Here is a 19,126-nt window from a genome sequence, read left to right on the forward strand (position 1 = left end):
GAGGATGGAACACTGGGGCCGTACCCAGGGCGTTCTTTCATGTCCGGGGTGGCCGCTAAACTGACCGGCATGGCCAAGAAGTCGTCCTTCGTCCACCTCCACAACCACACCGAGTTCTCCATGCTCGACGGCATGGCCAAGATCGACCTGCTCGCGGAGGAGGTCAAGCGCCAGGGCATGCCCGCCGTGGGGATCACTGACCACGGCAACATGTATGGGTCCGACGCCTTCTACCGCAAGATGGTCTCGGAGGGGATCAAGCCGATCATCGGCATTGAGTCCTATCTCGCGCCGGCCAGCCGCTTCCACAAGCAGCGCGTGCGATGGGGCGAGCCCCACCAGAAGGGGGACGACGTCTCCGGTTCGGGCTCCTACCTGCACCAAACCATGCTCGCGCTCAATGCCACGGGCCTGAAGAACCTCTTCTACCTCTCCTCGATGGCCTCCTATGAGGGGCAGCTCGGCAAGTGGCCGCGCATGGACGCCGACCTCATCGCGGAGCGCGCCGAGGGGATTATTGCGACGACGGGATGCCCGTCGGGGGACGTCCAGACGCGCCTGCGGCTCGGCCAGTTCGATAAAGCACTGGAAGCCGCAGCCATGTGGCAGGACATTTATGGCAAGGAGAACTACTACCTGGAGCTCATGGACCACGGGCTGTCGATCGAGCAGCGGGTCCGCAGCGAGCTGCTCGAGATCGGGCGGAAGCTCAACCTCCCGCCCGTCGTCACTAATGACTGCCACTACGTCCTGGAATCCCAGGCCAAAGCCCACGAGGCCATGCTCTGCGTCCAGACGGGGAAGACCCTGAGCGACCCCGATCGCTTCAAGTTCGACGGCACCGGCTACTACATCAAGACCCCGGAGCAGATGCGGGAGATGTGGGATGACCTGGTGCCCGAGGCCTGCGATAACACCCTGGCCATCGCGGAGCGGGTGGAGTCCTATGAGGAGATGTGGGAGTCCCACCCGATGGACCGCATGCCGATCGCCGACGTCCCGGAGGGGCACACCCCGACCAGCTGGCTCCATCACGAGGTGATGGAGGGGCTCAAGGCGCGCTTCCCCGGCGGAGAGGTCCCGCAGGAGTACCTCGAGCGGGCGGAGTATGAGATCAAGGTCATCGACATGAAGGGCTACCCGTCCTACTTCCTCATCGTGGCCGAGCTCATCAAGCACGCCCGTTCCGTCGGTATCCGCGTGGGGCCGGGCCGTGGCTCCGCGGCCGGCGCGCTCGTCGCCTATGCGCTGACGATTACCAACATCGATCCGCTCTCCCACGGCCTCCTCTTCGAGCGATTCCTCAACCCCGAGCGCCCCTCCGCGCCGGATATCGATATCGACTTCGATGATCGCCGCCGCGGCGAGATGATCCGCTATGCCGCGGAGCGCTGGGGTGAGGACAAGATCGCTCAGGTCATCACCTTCGGCACCGTGAAGACCAAGCAGGCCATCAAGGACTCCGCCCGCGTGCAGTACGGTCAGCCCGGCTACCAGATCGCTGATCGCATCACGAAGGAGCTGCCCCCGGCCATCATGGCGAAGGACATCCCCCTCGCCGGCATCACCGATCCCGAGCACCCCCGCTACGGCGAGGCCGCGAATGTCCGCTCGCTCATCGAGTCCGACCCGGACGTCGCGAAAATCTACGAGACCGCCCGCGGCCTGGAAGGCGTTGTTCGCCAGGCGGGCGTGCACGCCTGCGCCGTCATTATGGCCTCGGTCCCGTTGCTCGACCACATCCCCATGTGGAAGCGGCCCGCCGACGGCGCCATCATCACCGGCTGGGACTACCCGGCCTGCGAGGCGATCGGCCTGCTGAAGATGGACTTCCTGGGGCTTCGCAACCTCACCGTGATTGGCGACGCCCTGGAGAACATCAAGCAGAACAGGGGAGAGGACCTGGACCTCGAGGGGCTGAGCGTCGAGGATGATGAGACCTACCAGCTCCTCGGCCGGGGCGAGACGCTGGGTGTCTTCCAGCTCGATAGCGGCGGTATGCAGGAGCTCCTCAAGCGCATGCAGCCGACGGGATTCGATGACATCGTGGCGTCTCTCGCCCTCTACCGCCCGGGCCCGATGGGCGTCAACGCCCACTGGGACTATGCCGACCGCAAGAATGGCCGCAAGCCCATCACCCCCATCCACCCGGAGCTCGAGGAGCCGCTCAAGGACATCCTCGACGAGACCTACGGCCTCATCGTGTACCAGGAGCAGATCATGAGGATCTCGCAGAAGGTCGCGAACTACACGGCCGGCGAGGCCGATGGCTTCCGTAAGGCCATGGGTAAGAAGAAGCCGGAAGTGCTGGCCCAGCAGTATGAGAAGTTCTCCGGCGGCATGAAGGAGAATGGCTACTCCGAGGACGCCATCAAGACGCTGTGGGATACCATCCTCCCCTTCGCCTCCTACGCGTTCAACAAGTCGCACGCCGCGGGCTACGGGTTGGTCTCCTTCTGGACCGCCTACCTCAAGGCCCATTACACCGCCGAGTACATGGCCGCGCTGCTCACCTCGGTGGCGGATAAGAAGGACAAGTCCGCGATCTACCTCTCGGACTGCCGTCACCTGGGCATCCGCGTGCTGTCCCCGGATGTCAACGAGTCCCGCCACGACTTCATGGCCGTGGGCAAGGACATCCGCTTCGGCCTGGGCGCCATCCGCAACGTGGGCGATGACGTCGTGGATTCCATCATCCGCTCTCGGGAGTCCAAGGGGAACTTCACCTCCTTCACCGATTACCTGGACAAGATCGACACTCTGCCGTGCAGCAAGCGCGTGACAGAGTCCCTCATCAAGGCCGGCGCCTTCGACTCCTTGGGCTACTCCCGCAAGGGCCTGCAGCTCATTCATGAGGACGCCGTCGATAGCGTCATCACCACCAAGAAGGCCGCGGACAAGGGGCAGTTCGATCTCTTCGCCGACTTGGGCGGGGATGAGGAATCCGAGGCCAGCAATGCCTTCCGCATCGACGTGCCGGAGGACAAGTGGGAGCGCAAGCACGAGCTCGCCCTCGAACGAGAGATGCTGGGGCTCTACGTCTCCGGTCACCCGCTCGACGGCTATGAGGAGGCCCTCGACGCCCAGACGGACACGCCGCTCACCACGATTCTCTCCGGGGAGCTGCGCGATAAGACCGAGGTGACCATCGGCGGCATTATCTCGGGTGTGGATCGGCGCTTCTCCAAGCGGGACGGCTCGCCCTGGGCGATTGTCACCGTGGAAGACCACAACGGTGCCCAGGTGGAGTTGCTCGTCTTCAACAAGGTGTACGCACTGGTGTCCAACCAGATCGTGGAGGACAACATCATCCTCGCGAAGGCGCACATCTCCATCCGCGATGACCGCACGAGCCTCTTCTGCGATGACATGAAGATCCCCGACTTGGGCCCGGGCAACGGGGCCGGCCTGCCGCTACGCCTCACGCTCCGGACAGAGCAGTGCAGTCCGCGCACCATCGCCACCCTCAAGGCGGTCCTGCAGCGCAACCCGGGGGAGAGCGACGTCTACTTGAACCTCGTCAACGGGGAGCGCTCCCAGGTCATGATTCTGGGGGAGCACCTGCGCGTTCACCGCGGCGGAAACCTCATGGGCGACCTCAAGGCCAATCTAGGGAAGGAGATCATCGGATAGAGAGGCCGGATAGATCACTGAGTGAAAGCGGATTTCAATAACGCTCCCGGTACCCTGATGGACAGCACGGTCTAGATCCGTGTGATTAATCGACGAAGGGAATGAGCGTGAGCACTCAACGAATCCGGACAACCCATGTGGGCTCTCTTCCGCGAACCCCGGAACTACTGGACGCCAATGTGCGGCGCTCCGCCGGGGACATCGGCGAGGAAGAGTTCTTTGAGATCCTCCAACACTCCGTCGATGAGGTCGTCAAGCGCCAGATCGACCTGGGCATCGACATCATCAACGAGGGCGAATACGGCCACGTGACCTCCGGGTCCGTCGACTATGGCGCCTGGTGGAATTACGTCTTCACCCGCCTCGGCGGGCTCACGATGACGGACGAGGACCGCTGGGCCAACCAGACCGTCGTCCGTTCCACCCCGGGCAACATCAAGCTCACCTCCTTCCCCGACCGCCGCGACCGCGCCCGCTTCCGCGAGGCCTACGAGGACCCGACCTCCGGCATCTTCACCGGCCGCGCCCAGGTGGGCAACCCGAAGTTCACGGGGGAGATCACCTACATCGGCCAGGAGCAGGTGGAGACCGACGTCCACCTGCTGCGCAACGCGATGAAGAAGTACGAGGTCAACGACGGTTTCGTCGCCGCGATCTCGCCTGGGTCCGCCGCCCGTCTGACCGACGAATACTACGGGGATGACACCGCCGTCGTCCGGGCCTGCGCCGCCGCCATGCACCACGAGTACAAGGCCATCACCGACGCCGGCCTCACGGTCCAGCTGGACGCCCCGGACCTCGCGGAGGCGTGGGACCAGATCAACCCGGAGCCCTCCATCGAGGACTACCGCGCCTGGATCCGCATCCGCATCGACGCCATCAACGAGGCCCTCAAGGGGCTGCCCAAGGAGCTCACGCGCCTTCACATCTGCTGGGGTTCCTGGCACGGGCCGCACTCCACGGACGTACCCTTCGAGGACATCATCGAGGAAATCCTCCGCTGTGAGGTGGGAGGCTATTCCTTCGAGGGCGCCTCCCCGCGGCACGCCCACGAGTGGCGGGTGTGGCGCGACCACGAGCTGCCGGAGGGGACCGTCATCTACCCGGGAGTCATCTCCCACTCCATGAATGCCATCGAGCACCCGCGGCTCGTTGCGGATCGCATCATTCAGTTCGCGGAGATCGTCGGCCCGGAGCGCGTCATCGCCTCCTCCGACTGCGGCCTCGGTGGCCGCCTGCACGGCCAGATCGCGTGGGCCAAGCTCGAGTCCCTCGTGGAGGGTGCGGAGATCGCATCGAAGGAATTGTTCTAGGGCTGGCGTCGTCCCCATGGGGGAGGGGACGTTAGACGTGCAGGCCGGTGAGGCGGCGTCGCTCTCGCAGGACGATGGCGACGGTCGCCCCGCCCGTGATGGCGGTGGCTACCACCCAGATCGCGTGCAATTGGAGGTGCATGTAGCACAAGCCGCCCAGGATCGAGCCGCAGGCGAGTGAGAGCCACAACAGGAGGTGGTGGGTCCATTCGCGATGCCCCTCCCCGTACAGGGCACCGACGAAGCGTTGCGCCATCTTGACGAGGGTGCCGGTGGCGTAGGTGAGGGAGATCGCCACCTCGCCGTTCTTTTCAAAGATGCTGTTCATCGCGCCGACGACGAAGGAGAGCGTGAGCACGCCGGGGGTGGACAACCCGAGTGTGACGAGTGTGGCCGAGAGGATACTCGTGAGGGAAACAAACACCAGAAGCACCTCGCGGGGGCGGCCATAGGCGAGGCGCCGGGCAGATTCGCGCTGAATCATCGCGCCGAGCATGACGCCGAGGAGGAAGAGTCCCATGAGTCCGGCGCCCTTCCCCGTCATGTCCCACAGCCCCTCTGAGGCGGAGGCGGTCATCCGGGTGGTGTTGCCGGACATGAAGGAGAGGAAGAAGCCGCCGAGGTAGATGAAACCGATGGCGTCGATGAAGCCAGTGATGGAGGAGAGGTACCACGCCAAGAGCCGCTCCCCCAAGCGATAGTCAAGCATGGGGTGAAAGTCTTTCTTGAGTCTTTCCCAGAAGAGGAGGGTGGGTAAGGGCAATTGGTTGGTACGAGCAGATATGCTCTGTGATCTATTCATAGCAGGTTGTGGGTCCAAAAGCGAATCGGTGACAGGTATTTCCCGGTGAAGAGGCCGTGGATAGTGGCCGATGACACCCTGAGTACACTGTGAGAGCATGACAGACTTGCATTCACCTGGACATTCCTCCGGCCCCGACATGAGTACCGTTCATGCCTCGGACATCCAGCAGGCTCAGGCCCGAATTTCCAGTGTGATTGCGCAGACCCCGCTCCAGTACTGCCCGCGCCTTAGCGACGTCACGGGCGCGGAGATCTACCTCAAGCGGGAGGACCTCCAGGACGTTCGCTCCTACAAGATCCGCGGCGCCTACAACGCGATCAGCCAGCTCAGCGAGGAACAGCGGGCGAAAGGTATCGTCGCAGCCTCGGCCGGAAACCATGCTCAAGGAGTGGCCTACGCGTGCCGCACCCTGGGGATTGAGGGGCGTATCTACGTGCCAGATAAAACGCCCAAGCAGAAGCGGGACCGGATCAAGGTCCACGGCGGGGACTTTGTCACGCTCGTCGTCACCGGAGCGAGCTTCACCGAGGCGGCCGCCGCCGCACAGGACGATGCAGAGCGGACGGGGGCGACGGTTGTGGAGCCCTTTGACGCCCGGGACACGATCGTCGGTCAGGGGACTGTGGCTGCCGAGATCATCTCCCAGCTCACCTCCCAAGGAAAGTCAGCGGACACGATCGTCGTGCCGGTCGGCGGGGCAGGCCTGCTGAGCGGTGTTGTCTCGTATGTGGCGGACATGTCGCCGCGGACGGCGGTCGTGGGCGTCGAGCCCAGTGGTGCAGCGAGCCTTCAGGCGGCCCTCAAAAACGGTGGCCCGCTGACTCTGGACACTGTCGACACCTTCGTCGATGGCGCATCGGTCAAGCGGATCGGGGACCTCACCTACGACATCGTCGAGCGGAACCAGGGCCGCCTCCACATCCTCGACGTGTCCGAGGGCGCAGTGTGCACAGAGATGCTGGACCTTTACCAGAATGAGGGCATCATCACGGAGCCGGCCGGGGCGCTGTCGGTCACTGCGCTGCACGAGTTGCCGCTGAGCCCCGGCGAGGTCGTCGTGTGCATTATCTCTGGGGGCAACAATGACGTGCTGCGCTACGCCGAGATCGTGGAGCGCTCCCTCGTACACCGTGGGCTCAAGCACTACTTCCTGGTGGACTTCCCCCAGGAGCCTGGGCAGCTGCGCTCCTTCCTCGAAGACATCCTGGGTCCCAACGATGACGTCACGCTCTTCGAATACCTCAAGCGCAACAACCGCGAGACCGGGACGGCGCTGGTCGGCCTTCAGCTGGGCTCGGCTTCTGATTTCGACGCCCTCCTCCAGCGCATGGATGCCTCCCGCATCTCGTGTCGCCACCTGAAGCCCGGCACGCCCGAGTATGAGTTCCTCACCTAGGCGGCGCGGCGTGGCTCGGTGAGCAGGGCGAAGCCCCAGGCATCGAGTGTGGTGTTCTCCTCGCGGACCTCCGGGCTCGTGAAGGTGTATGCGAGGTGGCCGCCATAGGGGACCTCGATGGGGGAGTCGCTGAGGTTGGCGATGAGCCGGACGTCCTCGTACCCGAAGCTCACCCAGCGATGGTGGTCATCGCCGCCGTCGACGTCGAACTCTGTCAGCCACGGCCGGGCGAGCTGAAGCTTCCCGCGGAGGTGGAGGAGCGTGCGGTAAGCGTCGTGAATGCTCTGCTGCTCGGAGTCCCAGGACCAGTCGAGGACGGCAGAGCGGAAGGTGTCCTCGGCGGAGGGGTCGGGGACGGTGGACTCGTCCCAGCCGGAGCGGGCGAATTCGCGGTAGCGGCCCTCGCGGGTGAGCCGATTGAGCTCCTCGTCCGTGTGGGAGCAGAAGAAGGGGAAGGGGGTCTGCGCGCCGAATTCCTCGCCCATGAAGAGCATGGGGGTGAAGGGGGAGCTGAGGATCACCGCCGCCTTCAGCACCTGCTGGGCGGGGCTGAGGTTCATCGAGGGGCGGTCGCCGCGCGCGCGGTTCCCCGTCTGGTCGTGGGTGGTTGTGTACGTGACGAAGCGGTGCGCCGGGATGCGGCGGATGTCCACCGGGCGGCCGTGGATGCGGCGGCGGAAGGCGGAGTAGCTCCGCTGGAAGCGGTAGGCGCTGCGCAGCGTGAGGAGCAGGTGCTCGAGCGACCCGAAGTCCTCGTAGTAGGCGTGCTGCTCCCCGGAGACGAGCGTGTGCAGGGCGTGGTGGATGTCGTCGGTCCACTGGGCGGCGAGGCCATAGCCGCCCGCCTCCGCGCTGGTGATGAGGCGGGGATCGTTGAGGTCGGACTCCGCGACGATCGAGCGCGGCACCCCCGTGCGGGCGCCCACCTCCTCCGCGACGGCCTCGATGTCCTCCATGATGGAATACGCGCCGGTGTCGTCGTAGGCGTGGACGGCGTCGAGCCGCAGGCCATCGATGTGGTAGACCTCCAGCCACTGGCGCACGGCATCGCAGATGTAGGAGCGCACCTCATCGGAATCCGGGCCGGAGATGTTTACCACCTCGCCCCAGCCGGTGGCGGAGCCCTCGCTCGTGTAGGGGCCGAAGAGGCCCGTGTAGTTGCCGTCTGGGCCAAAGTGGTTGTACACCACATCGAGGTACACGGCCAGCCCCTTCCCGTGGGCGGCGTCGACGAGCCGGCGCAGCCCGTCCGGTCCCCCATAGCCCTCGTGGACGGCGTGCCAGCTCACCCCGTCATAACCCCAGTTGCGCGTCCCGCCGAAGGGCTGAATGGGCATGAGCTCCAGCGCGTTGACCCCCAGGGAGACGAGGTGATCGAGCTTGCTGATCAGGCCGTCGAAGGTCCCCTCCGGGCTCATCGTGCCGACGTGCGCCTCGTAGAGGATGGTGCCCGGGAAGGCGCGCCCGGTCCACTGCTCGTCAGTCCAGGGGAAGTCCTGGTCAATCACCTGGCCGAGCCCATGCGGCCCGTCGGGCAGGGCCTGGGTGCGAGGGTCCGGCGCGATGATGTCGCCGTCGATCTGGAAGCCATACCGCAGCCCCGGCGTGGCCGGCACGTCGGAGCGCCACCACTGTCCATCGCGGCGCATGGGGTGCGTGCTGCGCTGGCCGTCCTCGCTCTCGGTGATGAGATCGACGCGCTCAGGGCGCGGCGCCCACACGGCAATACATGTCTGCTCAGTCATGATGTCCACGGTAGGAGAGCACCCGGGAAGTTTCCAGGAGCAGCAGGGGAGACGGGCGCCCACACGGCACCACCCCGGCGCCGGGAGGGCGTCGGGGTGGGATACGAGGCGGGGTGCGGCGGGGCACCACGGGGCGCTGATCCGTGCTACTTCTTCAGATCATCCGAGGTGATGCTGCACGTCGCTGAGGTCCCTGCGCCGGAGGCGGTGTTCTCATTGAGGACCGTGCCATCTTTGAGGATCTGGCAGGTGATGGTGCCTTCGTCGAACACGCCATTCGTGACGGTGAAGTTCGCGCCAAGAATCCCCTTGACGGTGACATCCTTCGTCCAGCCGGCAGCGACACCGGACTCCTGTGTGATGTCCCCGTCACCCACGGTGTACGTGACGGTCCCATCCTGCGCATCGCCCGTCACGGCATAGGTGATGGTGTGCTCGGCATTGAGGTTTTTGTCCACCTCCTCGCTGACTTTACCGACCATCGCCATGCACCCTCCAAGCAGGAGAATGAGGACGACGACGATCCCGATGCTTACGAGGCAGCCGACCCGCTGATACCAGGGCTTCTTCGGGGCCTGGACATATTGGATCTGAGGCTGCGGCTGCTGCGGCTGCTGCGGCTGGGGCTCAGGCTGCTGGGGGGAGGTGGATTCGTTGGGGGGCTGCGTCACGACGGACCTGCTCCTTCTTCCTCTGAGGGAGTTATTATTTCCAGTAAAAGAGAGTGGATTATTGCCCAAAAAGGAAGAAATTAGGGGGGTGAAATGGGGGTGTTATAAATTGACTGTAGTGTTTGATTTTCGACTATCTAATTACAGGCAAAAAGCGTTACAGCTTTCCGGCGTGATCTGGGCCACTTGTCGTGGTGGGGATCCGCCCCATTCCAGCGCCTCTATAATGACAACCCATGTACGTCTGTCCCGCGGAAGGCTTCAGCGACCAGTGCTCCTGGGAAATCCAGCGCTCACGATTCATTACCGTCATCGCTCGGGTGGATTCGGAAGATGAGGCCCGGGACACGATTGAGCTGGTTCGCTCCCAATTCCCCGATGCGCGGCACCACTGCCACGCCTTCATCATTCACACCGAGGGGGCCCAGCCCCGGGAGCATTCCTCCGACGACGGCGAGCCGGCGGGAACGGCCGGCCGCCCGATGCTCGACGTCCTGCGCGGATCTGGAATGGAGAATATTCTCGCCGTGGTGGTCCGTTATTTTGGCGGAATCAAGCTGGGAACGGGCGGGCTCGTCAAAGCCTATTCGCACTCGGTGGAACTCGGACTTGAACTCGTCCCGCGGGTGCGCCGGAGCATTCAGACACTCCTGGCATTGGACTTAGCGCACAGCGAAGCGGGGAAGGTGGAGGCTGAGCTTCGTGGCCGTGGCGTCTCCATCGCGGAGACGACCTATGGCGCCCATGTCACCCTGACGCTCGCGAGCCCCGAGAAGGAGATCGAGGGGCTTCAGGCTCTCGTCGCGAGCATCACTCAAGGGGAGGGGGAGCTGCGCGGGGCAGGGGAGGAATGGGTGGAGCATCCCCTGGCTGAGGGAGAGCATCGCTAAGATTGTCCCCATGAGTCTAGAAAAATATCCCACCAATCCCATTGAGCGGCGTAAAGCTGCTGTGCGTCGCTATAGCAAGTCGGGTGCTATCCGTGTGGGCGCGGGGCTGGGAGGCGGCATTGTGCTGGGCCTCGTCTTCAGCAGCTGGCTGATTTTCTGGCTGGGCTTTGCCGTCGCCGTCGTGGGCGGTGTGCGCAACTGGCAGAAGATCAGCCGCATCATTAACCACAAGGACTAGATGGGGGAGAATGTGAACGAGAACGCGCAGCAGGCACCGGTCCGCGTCGACGCCTGGGTGTGGGCCGTTCGCCTCCTCAAAACACGGACCGCTGCCGCCCAGGCCTGCCGCGCCGGGCACGTGAAGGTGAATGGCGAGTCCGTGAAGCCAGCCCAGCTCGTTGTTCCCGGTGATCGCGTGCGCGTGTGGGCGAACCACCGGGAGGTGGATGTGGAAGTGGTGTCCACACCACGCAAACGCGTCGGAGCCCCGGTGGCGCGCACGTGCTATGTCGATCACACGCCACCCCCGCCGCCGAAGGAGCTCTTCGCCGCCGTGCCGGTGCGAGACCGGGGATCAGGGCGGCCCACCAAGCGCGAGCGGCGGGAGCTCGATCGCCTGCGCGGCTACCGGAGCTCCTAGGCCTCGGGCTCTAGTGGAAACCCCAGTCCGGGGGCGGGAAGTTGATGCCATAGGGGCGGAGCCAATCCGCGAGGGCGAGGGCCCAGGTGGCGACGGCATCGGCAAGGACGGGGAAATCAGTGATGGAACTCATAGCGGTCAGGTTAGCCGACCTCCCCGTCCGCGCGGGACTCCCCGGGGCTGAGCCCCGCAGCGCGAAGCTGCTCGAGGCGCCGGCGTAGCCGCTCCGGCCGCTGGTCAGGGCGCTTGCCCGTGTTCCCCGTGCGCTCAACGTGAGATTCCCCATAACGCAGCAGCAGGAGGTCGTCGACAATGCGAACCTGGCTGGGGCGGAAGCGGTATGTCATCGCGTGGAGAAGGGTGCGGACCTCGGCGCGGTCGGTGAGTGAGCGCAGCTGCTTGACCTGCGTGATCCCGTGGGCGCGGAGGAGCTGCTCGAGCCAGCGATAGTGCTCGACGCGGGAGAGCGGGAAGTCATTGCCGAGGTACACCGCCAGCACCCCTGGCAGGGTCTCGGCTTGGATGTCGACGTCCTCCGCGGGATTATCCACCCCGGAACGGATCGTGGCGATCTGGTCGAATTGCTGATCCGCGAGCTCGATGAGCCCCGCCGCCAGCGTGAACGCCCGATCCACCTGCGGGTCCAGTTCCTGCTCGCCGCGTTTGTAGCGGATGTCGTGCTCGAATTCCGCCCACGCGTGCTGGAGCACTGTGCGCACCTGCACCTCGAAACACAATCCCGTGTACGCGCCGAGGTCCGGCGTGTTCGAGGGGACCTCGACGACGAGGTGGTGGGAACCGTAGCCAAAGCCCCCGGAGATGCGCGTCTCCTCGGTCTTGTCCACGTCCTTGATGACGCGGAAGGAATGCCGCAGGACGGCGATCGCGCGGGGGATCTCCGTCGAGTGGTACACCGTCACGCGGACGCCCACGCGATCATGGATGTTCTCCCAGGGATCTGGGTAGACGAGGCTGCCGTCCTCGCGGCGGAGCTGGGCTTTTGCGAGAAACGACGGCCAGGTTTTCACGCGGGCGGTGACGGCGTCGAAGGTGACCCCGGCGTCGACCAGCAGATCCTCGACGTCCGCCGCCACGTCGTGGGCGATCCGGGGATGCTCTGCCACCCAGCGGTGATAGCGCTCGGAGAGTTCCGGCAGCACTGGCGGGGCGTCCTTAGGATTCGACATCGTCGGCGAGCTCCGAGCGGACGAGGAGGGCGGTGGGCAGCGGGGAGAGCAGATCGGACATGGCGATGGTGCCCTCGAAGGTGGCGCCCGTGATGAGCTCGGTCCACTGTCCGGCGGGGAGGGTGAAAGTCGTGTCCTTCCAGCCACCCCGCTCGGCGAGGATGAGCGGGCGGCGCGTCGCCACCGCGATGACCTTCACCGCCTCTGGGCCTTCCTCCTCCGGGGCCAGGCGCGCGATGCCCACGGCGTGGGACTCGGCAGGGCCCTCGGCGAAGGCGGGCTCGTAGCCGCCATCCCGGAAGATCTCCGGGTAGGCCCGGCGCAGGCGCAGGGCCGTGGCCACGACCTTCTGCTTCACCCGGTGCGGCATCGTCGCGAGGTCCGTGTCCTGCGGCAGTGGCCCGGCCGTGGCCTGGAGGGCCTGGCGGCGGGCCACATAGTCCACGAAGCGACGGTTATCGGGATCGACGAGGGAGTCGGTGAGGAATTCGGCGCCTTGGTAGACGTCGGGGATACCCGGCCCGATGAGCTGGAGGAGCTTCCGCCCGACGCTGATCGCCACCTGACCGGGGTACAGGCGCTGGACCAGGTCCGTGATCTGCGTGCTGGCGGGGCCGTCGATGAGGGCATCGCACCAGTCGAGGACGGATTGCTCATAGGCGCTGTCCTGGTCCACCCACGTGGTGTGCAGGCCCGCCTCCCGCAGGGCCTTGAGCGTGTACGCGTGGAAGCGGGAACGCAGGGACTCGCTCACCTGGCCGTCGGCCGGCCAGATGCCCAGCAGGTTCTGGAGAAGGAAGTAGCCGGTGGCGGAGTCGGGGGCGGGGACGAGGGCGAAGATGCGCCGCACCGTCTCCGCGAACTCGTTGGGGATTTCCGTGAGCTCGATGATCCGGGCGCGGACATCCTCGTCACGCTTCGTGTCGTGGGTGGAGAGCGTGGTCATGGCGTGCGGCCACAGGCTCGCCCGCTCCTGCTGGAGGAGATGGAACTCCGCGGCCGACACGCCGAACCGGCCCGGGTCCCCGCCCACCTCTTGGAGGGCGATGAGCCGCGAGGCGCGGTAGAACGTCGTGTCCTCCACGCCCTTTGCCATGACGGCACCACAGACCTGCGCGAAACGCACCTTGGCCTCCTTCTTCGCGAGGAGGGCGGCGACGATGAGGTCGAGCGCGTCCCGGCGGGAGGGGAATCGACGGGCCATGTCCGCGACGACCGTGGCCGTCACCCGCGAGAGCGAGATGTAATCCGCCCGGTAGACGGGGATCGCCGCGACGAGGTCCTCGATCGTGTCGAGGAGCAACTGCTCATCGACGGAGCTGCCGGCCGTCGAGAAGTTATCCCGGCGAATCGCGCGGGCCAGCCGCCGCACTTCCGCGGCGAGCTCGCTGTTGGCCACCTCGCGCTTGAGCTGCTCCTCCGTGGCGCGGATCGCGGTGTCATCCCAGGTGGAGCCGGTGTAGTGGAGAGCGAGCATGCTGAGGGTGTCCTCGGCTTCGCGGCTGATGAAGACGCCGTCGCACTCGCGCAGGGCGTCGTAGCCGGTGGTGCCGTCGGCGGGGAGGCGGGGGTCGAGGGGCTCGTCGACGCCGAGGATCTTCTCGACGACCAGCCAGCGATCCGGCCCGACGAGGTCGCGCAGGCGCTGGATGTAGTGGAAGGGGTCGCTGAGGCCATCGGGGTGATCGACGCGGACGCCGTCGATCAAGTCCTCGGCGATGAGCCGGCGGATGATGCCGTGGGTGTGCTCGAAGACGCGGGCGTCCTCCTGGCGGATCCCCGCGAGGTCATTGACGGAGAAGAATCGGCGGTAGCTGATGACGCCGTCGCGCCAGAACTTCAAGCAATAGTGCTGGCGGGCGTAGACCTCCTGGGGAGTGTCCCCGTCCTGCCGGGTGCCGGGGGCGATGGGGAAGTAATTATCGTAGTAGGCGAGGGCCTCATCGCCGTTGACCTCGGTGAACTCGAGTGTGTCCTCGTCCCCGGGCTGGCCCAGGATCGGCAGGCCCAGCTTGCCGCCGGCGCCATTGTCCTCGTGCCAATCAATGTCGAAGAAGGGCTCATACTCCGACTCGCGGCCATTCTTCAGCACGTCCCACCACCAGGAGTTGAGCTCCGGCCGGGCCACGCCCACGTGGTTGGGCACGATGTCGATAATGATCCCGAGCCCCCGCTCCTTCGCCTTGGCCGAGAGCTTCCGCAGCCCCTCGAGCCCGCCGAGCTCCGGGTTGATCTCCGTGGGATCAATGATGTCGTAGCCGTGGGAGGAATCCACCGGCGAGCGGAAGATGGGGGAGAGGTAGAGGTGGCTAATGCCCAGGTCGGCGAGGTAATCGACGATCTCCTCCGCATCACTAAACCGGAAAGCCCGACCATTACCGGACTCGTCCGCCTGTGGCCCCCTCATCTGCAGGCGGTAGGTGGCGGTAATCGGACGCCGGGACGGCGCAGACATAGACAACTCCTTCGAAGGCTTGGTCTGATTCGCCACCCCAGCCTAACCATCTGGGTGCACGCGCGCCGGGAAGCCGCCGTCGAATCGCAGCGCGGCCAGCGGGAGCGTGGGGCCTTGGCGTCGAGCCCATCGCTGGGCCTCGGCGAGCCGCGGGTGCCCCGCTGGGAAGGCGATGAGCAGGTCCTCCCGTGGGAGGAGGTAGTGGGGCTCGCAGCCCAGAAGACCCTGGATGTGCTCGTGGAGGAGCTCGAAGGGGTAGGGGTGGGCGAGCCAGGAGCCCGGCGGCGCCCCATACGTGGAGACCTGGAGTCCCGGGAGTCTGATGCCGATGTGTTTCTGGATGCGGCGGGTTCGCACCCCGATTCCCTCCTCGGTGCGGGCGAAATCGATGATGCGGTGGGCGGCCTCGTCCCAGGCGCGGTGGACGCTGAGGCCGAGCTCGCCGACGTCGTGGAGGCTTAAGGGGCGCCCCGGCATCACCAGGTCATGCCCCTGGTGGGAGAGGGCGTGGAGCCCCATGCATAAGTCGGCGGAGAGGGCGATAAACGCGCGGTGTGGCCCACCGAGCGTCGACTCGGACCAGGAATAGGGGTGGATGGCGGGGATGAGGGCGGTGGGAGGTGTGGTGACGATACTCATAACCCCTAGGACCGCGCGCTCCCCGCGACGGTTCCCGGGCCTAGAAGGGAGGCTCCTCGTCCACGTGCCGGCTGAGCCCGAGGGCGGTGTAGAGCTCCTCGGCGCTCCAGATGCGGATGTCCTGGCCCTTCTCCTGGAGCTCCTCGGCGCGCTTGTGCTTGGAGGTCTTCTTCCCCCAGGGGCCGGCAACCAAGAGGGTGGTCTTCTTCGTGACGTTCTTGCCGATGCTCGCCCCGCGCTCGGCGAGGGCATCCCAGAGCTCGCCCTTGTCATAGGGGGCAAAATCCCCGCTCAGGGTGACATTCTGGCCGTAGAGCTCGCCTTCGGGGTCGGCGTCCGGATTGGGATCCGGGATGGTCTCCGGCTGAGCCACGCGGCTCCACCGAGCAGAACGACGCCCCGAACCCCCGCCGCGCCCGGCAGCGCCAGCATTCTTAGTGCCGGACCTGCCGCCGGAGCGGAAGTCCGTGCCCGCCTGGCCCGCCCCGTCCGGCGGGCTGGCGATGCACCGAGAATCGGGCGTCGAGGACTCTTCACCCGCGGAGCGCGAGGCCTCCGCATCCGCGCGGTGGAAGGCGTCTGCGAGGACGGGGTAGAGGGTGTCCTCGGTGCTCACCCCGAGGAGGAGCCCGCGCGAGGCGAAGAGCTCCACGACGCTCAGCTGCGAGGCCTCCGGGTGGAGGAGGCCGGCCAGGGCCAGGATCATGCGGGCGCACGCGATGGCGCTGCTCTCCGCATCGTGGTGCTCGGGGGCCTCAACGCCCAGGTGCTCGCAGAGATCGCTCAGGCGCGTGCGCGTGAGGGGCAGGCCGGCGTGGAGGGCAAGGATGTGGCTGCAGCCGTAGTGCAGCTCGGGGACGGGGATGCCGCTGGCCCGCCACGCCGCGTGGAGGCCAGCAAGGTCGAATTGCGCCCGGTGCGCCACGAGCACATCGCTGCCAATCGCCTTCGCTACCTCCGGCCAGACCTCAGCGAAGCGGGGAAGCCCCTCGCAGTCCTCGGCGCTGATGCCGTGGATGGCGCTCATCCGCGGGTCGAATTCGTCGAGCCCCTCCGGGGGACGGCATGTCCACTGCGTGTGGGAGCGAAGCTCCCCGTCGCGCACGCTCGCGAGCCCGATCTGGCAGATGGAGCCCTGCTCCGCGTTGGCCGCCGCGATGTTCACCGCGCTGAAGGTGAGCCCCGCGAAGCCGGGGGCGGCCGGCTGGGCCTCCTCCGCGATGGACTCGCCGCGGCGGGCGGCCTCCACGGCCTCGGCGAACTCCCGCGCCTCGGCGGCACGCTGCGGGGCGAAAGGCACCGCGATCTCCGTCTCCTCCTGCCCCTCGGGGGCATAGCGCAGGAGGACATGTCCGCCCAGGTAGGCGGTGGGTTCGACGAGGCTCACCCCGGTAACATCCGCCACCGCGATGGTGGGTGCCTCCCCGCGCAGAGAGGCACAGAGCGGGGAGTAGTGCAGGCGGATATCGCTCGCCGTGACACTGAGCTGGGCGCCCTGGCCAGAGATCACGATCCTCGTCCTTTCTCTCGATTGAGCTCTACTCTAAGTCCCCGCCCGAGCGCGGCGCAGACTGGTTGTGCGTCGGGCCCTCGGTCTGCTTGAGCAGCAGCGTCGCGCGCTCCGGGACGGAGATGGTTCCGCGCGCCGGGATCGTCACCGGGTCGTCGGGATAACCATTATCGACGGTGGTGTCGATCATGAGCTGCCAGCTCTGGCCCAGGTCCTCGGTGGGGAGGGTGAAGTCGATGGGCTCGTAGTGGGCGTTGAAGATCATGAGGAAGGAGTCGTCGACGACGGGCCGGCCATGCATGTCGGGCTCCGAAATCGCGGTGCCGTTGAGGTACACCATGAGGGCCTTGCCGAAGGCGAAGTCCCAATCATCCTGGGTCATGAGCTTGCCCGAGGGCACCAGCCACGCAATGTCACGATCCTGCACGTCCGAGCCCAGCGGCCCGCCCGCGAAGAACTTGCGGCGGCGGAAGACCGGGTGATTCTGGCGGATCTTCAGCAGGCGGCGGGTAAATCCCAGGAGGGCCTTGTTCTCCTCCGCCTGATCCCAGTCCATCCAGGAGATCTCATTGTCCTGGCAGTAGACGTTGTTGTTGCCGTCCTGGGTGCGGGCCATCTCATCGCCGTGGGAGATCATCGGGGTGCCCTGGCTGAGCAGCAGGGTGGTGAGGAAGTTCCGGCGTTGGCGCGCGCGGAGCGTCGTCACCTCCTCGTCATCCGACGGGCCCTCCACGCCGCAGTTCCAGGAGCGGTTGTGGCTCTCGCCGTCGCGATTGTCCTCGCCGTTCTCGGAGTTGTGCTTCTCGTTGTAGCTCACGAGGTCATTGAGGGTGAAGCCATCGTGGGCGGTGATGAAGTTGATGCTCGCGGTGGGGCGACGGCCGTTGTTCGCGTAGAGGTCGGAGGAGCCGGTCAGCCGGCTGGCGAACTCGCCGAGCGTCGCGGGCTCGCCGCGCCAGAAGTCGCGGACCGTGTCCCGGTACTTACCGTTCCACTCCGTCCACAGCGGCGGGAAGTTGCCCACCTGGTAGCCGCCTTCGCCGACGTCCCACGGCTCCGCGATGAGCTTGACCTGGCTCACCACCGGGTCCTGCTGTACGAGGTCGAAGAAGGTGGCCAGGCGGTCGACGTCGTGGAACTCCCGGGCGAGGGTGGAGGCGAGGTCGAAGCGGAAGCCGTCGACGTGCATCTCCGTCACCCAATAGCGCAGCGAGTCGAGGATGAGCTGGAGGGAGTGCGGGTGGCGCACATTAAAGGAGTTCCCCGTGCCCGTGTAGTCCATGTAGTGGTAGGGGTCCCCGTCGACGAGGCGGTAGTAGGCCTCGTTATCGATGCCGCGGAAAGCGATGGTGGGCCCCAGGTGGTTGCCCTCGGCGGTGTGGTTGTACACGACGTCGAGGATGACCTCGATGCCCGCCTCGTGGTAGGCGCGGACCATGCCCTTGAATTCGCTCACCGCGCCGCCGGGGTTCTTCGCCGCGGCATAGTCCTGGTGCGGGGCGAAGAAGCCGAAGGTGTTGTAGCCCCAGTAGTTGCGCAGGCCCAGCTCGCGGAGGCGGTCATCCTGGAGGAACTGGTGGACGGGCATGAGCTCCATCGCGGTCACCCCCAGCTCCTTGAGATAGGAGATCACCGCCGGGTGGGCAAGGCCCGCGTACGTGCCGCGGAGGTCCTCGGGCACGTCGGGGTGCGTCATCGTCATGCCCTTGACGTGGGTCTCGTAGATGACGGTTTCGTGGAAGGGGGTGCGGGGCGCCCGCTCATCGCCCCAATCGAAGAAGGGGTTAATGACGACGGAGGTCATCGTGTGCCCCAGGCTGTCCTCCGTGTTGCGGGAATCCGGGTTGTCCGGATCGTTGATGTCGTAGTTGAAGAGGGAGGGGTGCCCGTCGAACTCCCCGTCGAAGGCCCGGCTATACGGGTCGACGAGGAACTTGGAGGGGTCGCATCGCTTGCCCTGGTGGGGGTCATAGGGGCCGTGGATGCGGTACCCGTAGCGCTGTCCCGGCTGGATGCCCGGGAGGTAGCAGTGCCACACGTGGGCGTCAACCTCCGTGAGCTCAATGGTCTGCTCATTGAGGTCGTCGTCGACGAGGCACAGTTCTACCTTGTCTGCAACATCCGAGAAGATGGCGAAGTTGGTTCCGGCGCCGTCGTAGGTGGACCCGAGCGGATACGGATCACCAGGCCATACCTGAAGTGCAGAGGAAGAGCTAACAGACATAGTGGACCACGATACCCT

15 protein-coding genes are annotated in these 19,126 nt (G+C 65.9%); 6 read left to right on the forward strand and 9 right to left on the reverse strand.

The features are described from left to right. Positions 1 to 69 precede the first annotated feature (69 nt). Together dnaE and L1O03_RS03810 are read left to right on the forward strand one after the other, a co-directional pair. Entirely contained in the window at positions 70 to 3,633 is a 3,564-nt protein-coding gene (gene dnaE, locus L1O03_RS03805; protein ID WP_236118117.1) for a DNA polymerase III subunit alpha, read from the forward strand. Between the two features lie 107 nt (positions 3,634 to 3,740). Continuing rightward, positions 3,741 to 4,946, forward strand: a complete 1,206-nt coding sequence (locus L1O03_RS03810) for a cobalamin-independent methionine synthase II family protein (protein WP_236118118.1) — start codon at positions 3,741 to 3,743, stop codon at positions 4,944 to 4,946. A gap of 31 nt (positions 4,947 to 4,977) precedes the next feature. Here L1O03_RS03810 and L1O03_RS03815 read toward each other — a convergent pair whose 3' ends face one another. Beyond that, the gene (locus L1O03_RS03815; RefSeq protein WP_236118119.1) at positions 4,978 to 5,655 is read right to left on the reverse strand and encodes a YoaK family protein; all 678 of its coding nucleotides are present in this window, start codon (positions 5,653 to 5,655) and stop codon (positions 4,978 to 4,980) included. A gap of 190 nt (positions 5,656 to 5,845) precedes the next feature. Here L1O03_RS03815 and ilvA point away from each other — a divergent pair, with 190 nt between their 5' ends. Next, complete coding sequence (ilvA, locus tag L1O03_RS03820; RefSeq protein ID WP_236118120.1) at positions 5,846 to 7,147, forward strand: threonine ammonia-lyase IlvA; 1,302 nt, start codon at positions 5,846 to 5,848, stop codon at positions 7,145 to 7,147. Here the strand turns inward: ilvA and treZ are convergent. Then, positions 7,144 to 8,901, reverse strand: coding sequence for a malto-oligosyltrehalose trehalohydrolase (gene treZ / locus L1O03_RS03825; protein WP_420830286.1), 1,758 nt, complete (start codon positions 8,899 to 8,901; stop codon positions 7,144 to 7,146). The genes ilvA and treZ overlap by 4 nt on opposite strands. Before the next feature lie 137 nt (positions 8,902 to 9,038). Further along, positions 9,039 to 9,563 carry a hypothetical protein gene (locus tag L1O03_RS03830; RefSeq protein ID WP_236118121.1) on the reverse strand — a complete coding sequence of 175 codons (525 nt, stop codon included), beginning with the start codon at positions 9,561 to 9,563 and terminating at the stop codon, positions 9,039 to 9,041. A gap of 236 nt (positions 9,564 to 9,799) precedes the next feature. On the opposite strand from L1O03_RS03830, the gene L1O03_RS03835 reads away from it, so the two are divergent. Genes L1O03_RS03835 through L1O03_RS03845 form a run of 3 tightly spaced genes read left to right on the forward strand, consistent with a single transcriptional unit; the run spans position 9,800 to position 11,093 of the window. Next, positions 9,800 to 10,453 carry a YigZ family protein gene (locus L1O03_RS03835; RefSeq protein ID WP_236118122.1) on the forward strand — a complete coding sequence of 218 codons (654 nt, stop codon included), beginning with the start codon at positions 9,800 to 9,802 and terminating at the stop codon, positions 10,451 to 10,453. Positions 10,454 to 10,463: 10 nt separating this feature from the next. After that, a complete protein-coding gene (locus L1O03_RS03840; protein ID WP_236118123.1) occupies positions 10,464 to 10,691 on the forward strand; it encodes a hypothetical protein in 228 nt (75 codons plus the stop codon). Further along, the gene (locus L1O03_RS03845) at positions 10,692 to 11,093 is read left to right on the forward strand and encodes an RNA-binding S4 domain-containing protein (protein ID WP_236118124.1); all 402 of its coding nucleotides are present in this window, start codon (positions 10,692 to 10,694) and stop codon (positions 11,091 to 11,093) included. Positions 11,094 to 11,103: 10 nt separating this feature from the next. On the opposite strand, the gene L1O03_RS11505 is transcribed toward L1O03_RS03845, so the two are convergent. The 6 genes from L1O03_RS11505 to glgX are packed head-to-tail and all read right to left on the reverse strand — an operon-like array spanning position 11,104 to position 19,108. Continuing rightward, positions 11,104 to 11,226: a hypothetical protein gene (locus tag L1O03_RS11505; protein ID WP_268913829.1), complete on the reverse strand. Its 123-nt coding sequence runs from the start codon at positions 11,224 to 11,226 to the stop codon at positions 11,104 to 11,106. 10 nt (positions 11,227 to 11,236) lie between these two features. Then, on the reverse strand, positions 11,237 to 12,280 hold the full coding sequence (locus L1O03_RS03850) for a GTP pyrophosphokinase (protein WP_236118125.1): 1,044 nt from the start codon (positions 12,278 to 12,280) through the stop codon (positions 11,237 to 11,239). Next, positions 12,267 to 14,735, reverse strand: a complete 2,469-nt coding sequence (gene treY, locus L1O03_RS03855) for a malto-oligosyltrehalose synthase (protein ID WP_236118126.1) — start codon at positions 14,733 to 14,735, stop codon at positions 12,267 to 12,269. Before treY ends, L1O03_RS03850 begins: the two co-directional genes overlap by 14 nt. A 42-nt stretch (positions 14,736 to 14,777) precedes the next feature. Beyond that, positions 14,778 to 15,374, reverse strand: coding sequence for a hypothetical protein (locus tag L1O03_RS03860; RefSeq protein WP_236118127.1), 597 nt, complete (start codon positions 15,372 to 15,374; stop codon positions 14,778 to 14,780). 40 nt (positions 15,375 to 15,414) lie between these two features. Further along, positions 15,415 to 16,884: an exonuclease domain-containing protein gene (locus L1O03_RS03865; RefSeq protein WP_236118128.1), complete on the reverse strand. Its 1,470-nt coding sequence runs from the start codon at positions 16,882 to 16,884 to the stop codon at positions 15,415 to 15,417. 28 nt (positions 16,885 to 16,912) lie between these two features. Further along, positions 16,913 to 19,108 (reverse strand): glycogen debranching protein GlgX, encoded by a 2,196-nt coding sequence (gene glgX / locus L1O03_RS03870; RefSeq protein ID WP_236118129.1) that lies wholly within the window; start codon positions 19,106 to 19,108, stop codon positions 16,913 to 16,915. Positions 19,109 to 19,126 lie beyond the last annotated feature (18 nt).

This window comes from Corynebacterium uropygiale (genome assembly GCF_021568315.1).
GTDB lineage: Bacteria > Actinomycetota > Actinomycetes > Mycobacteriales > Mycobacteriaceae > Corynebacterium > Corynebacterium uropygiale.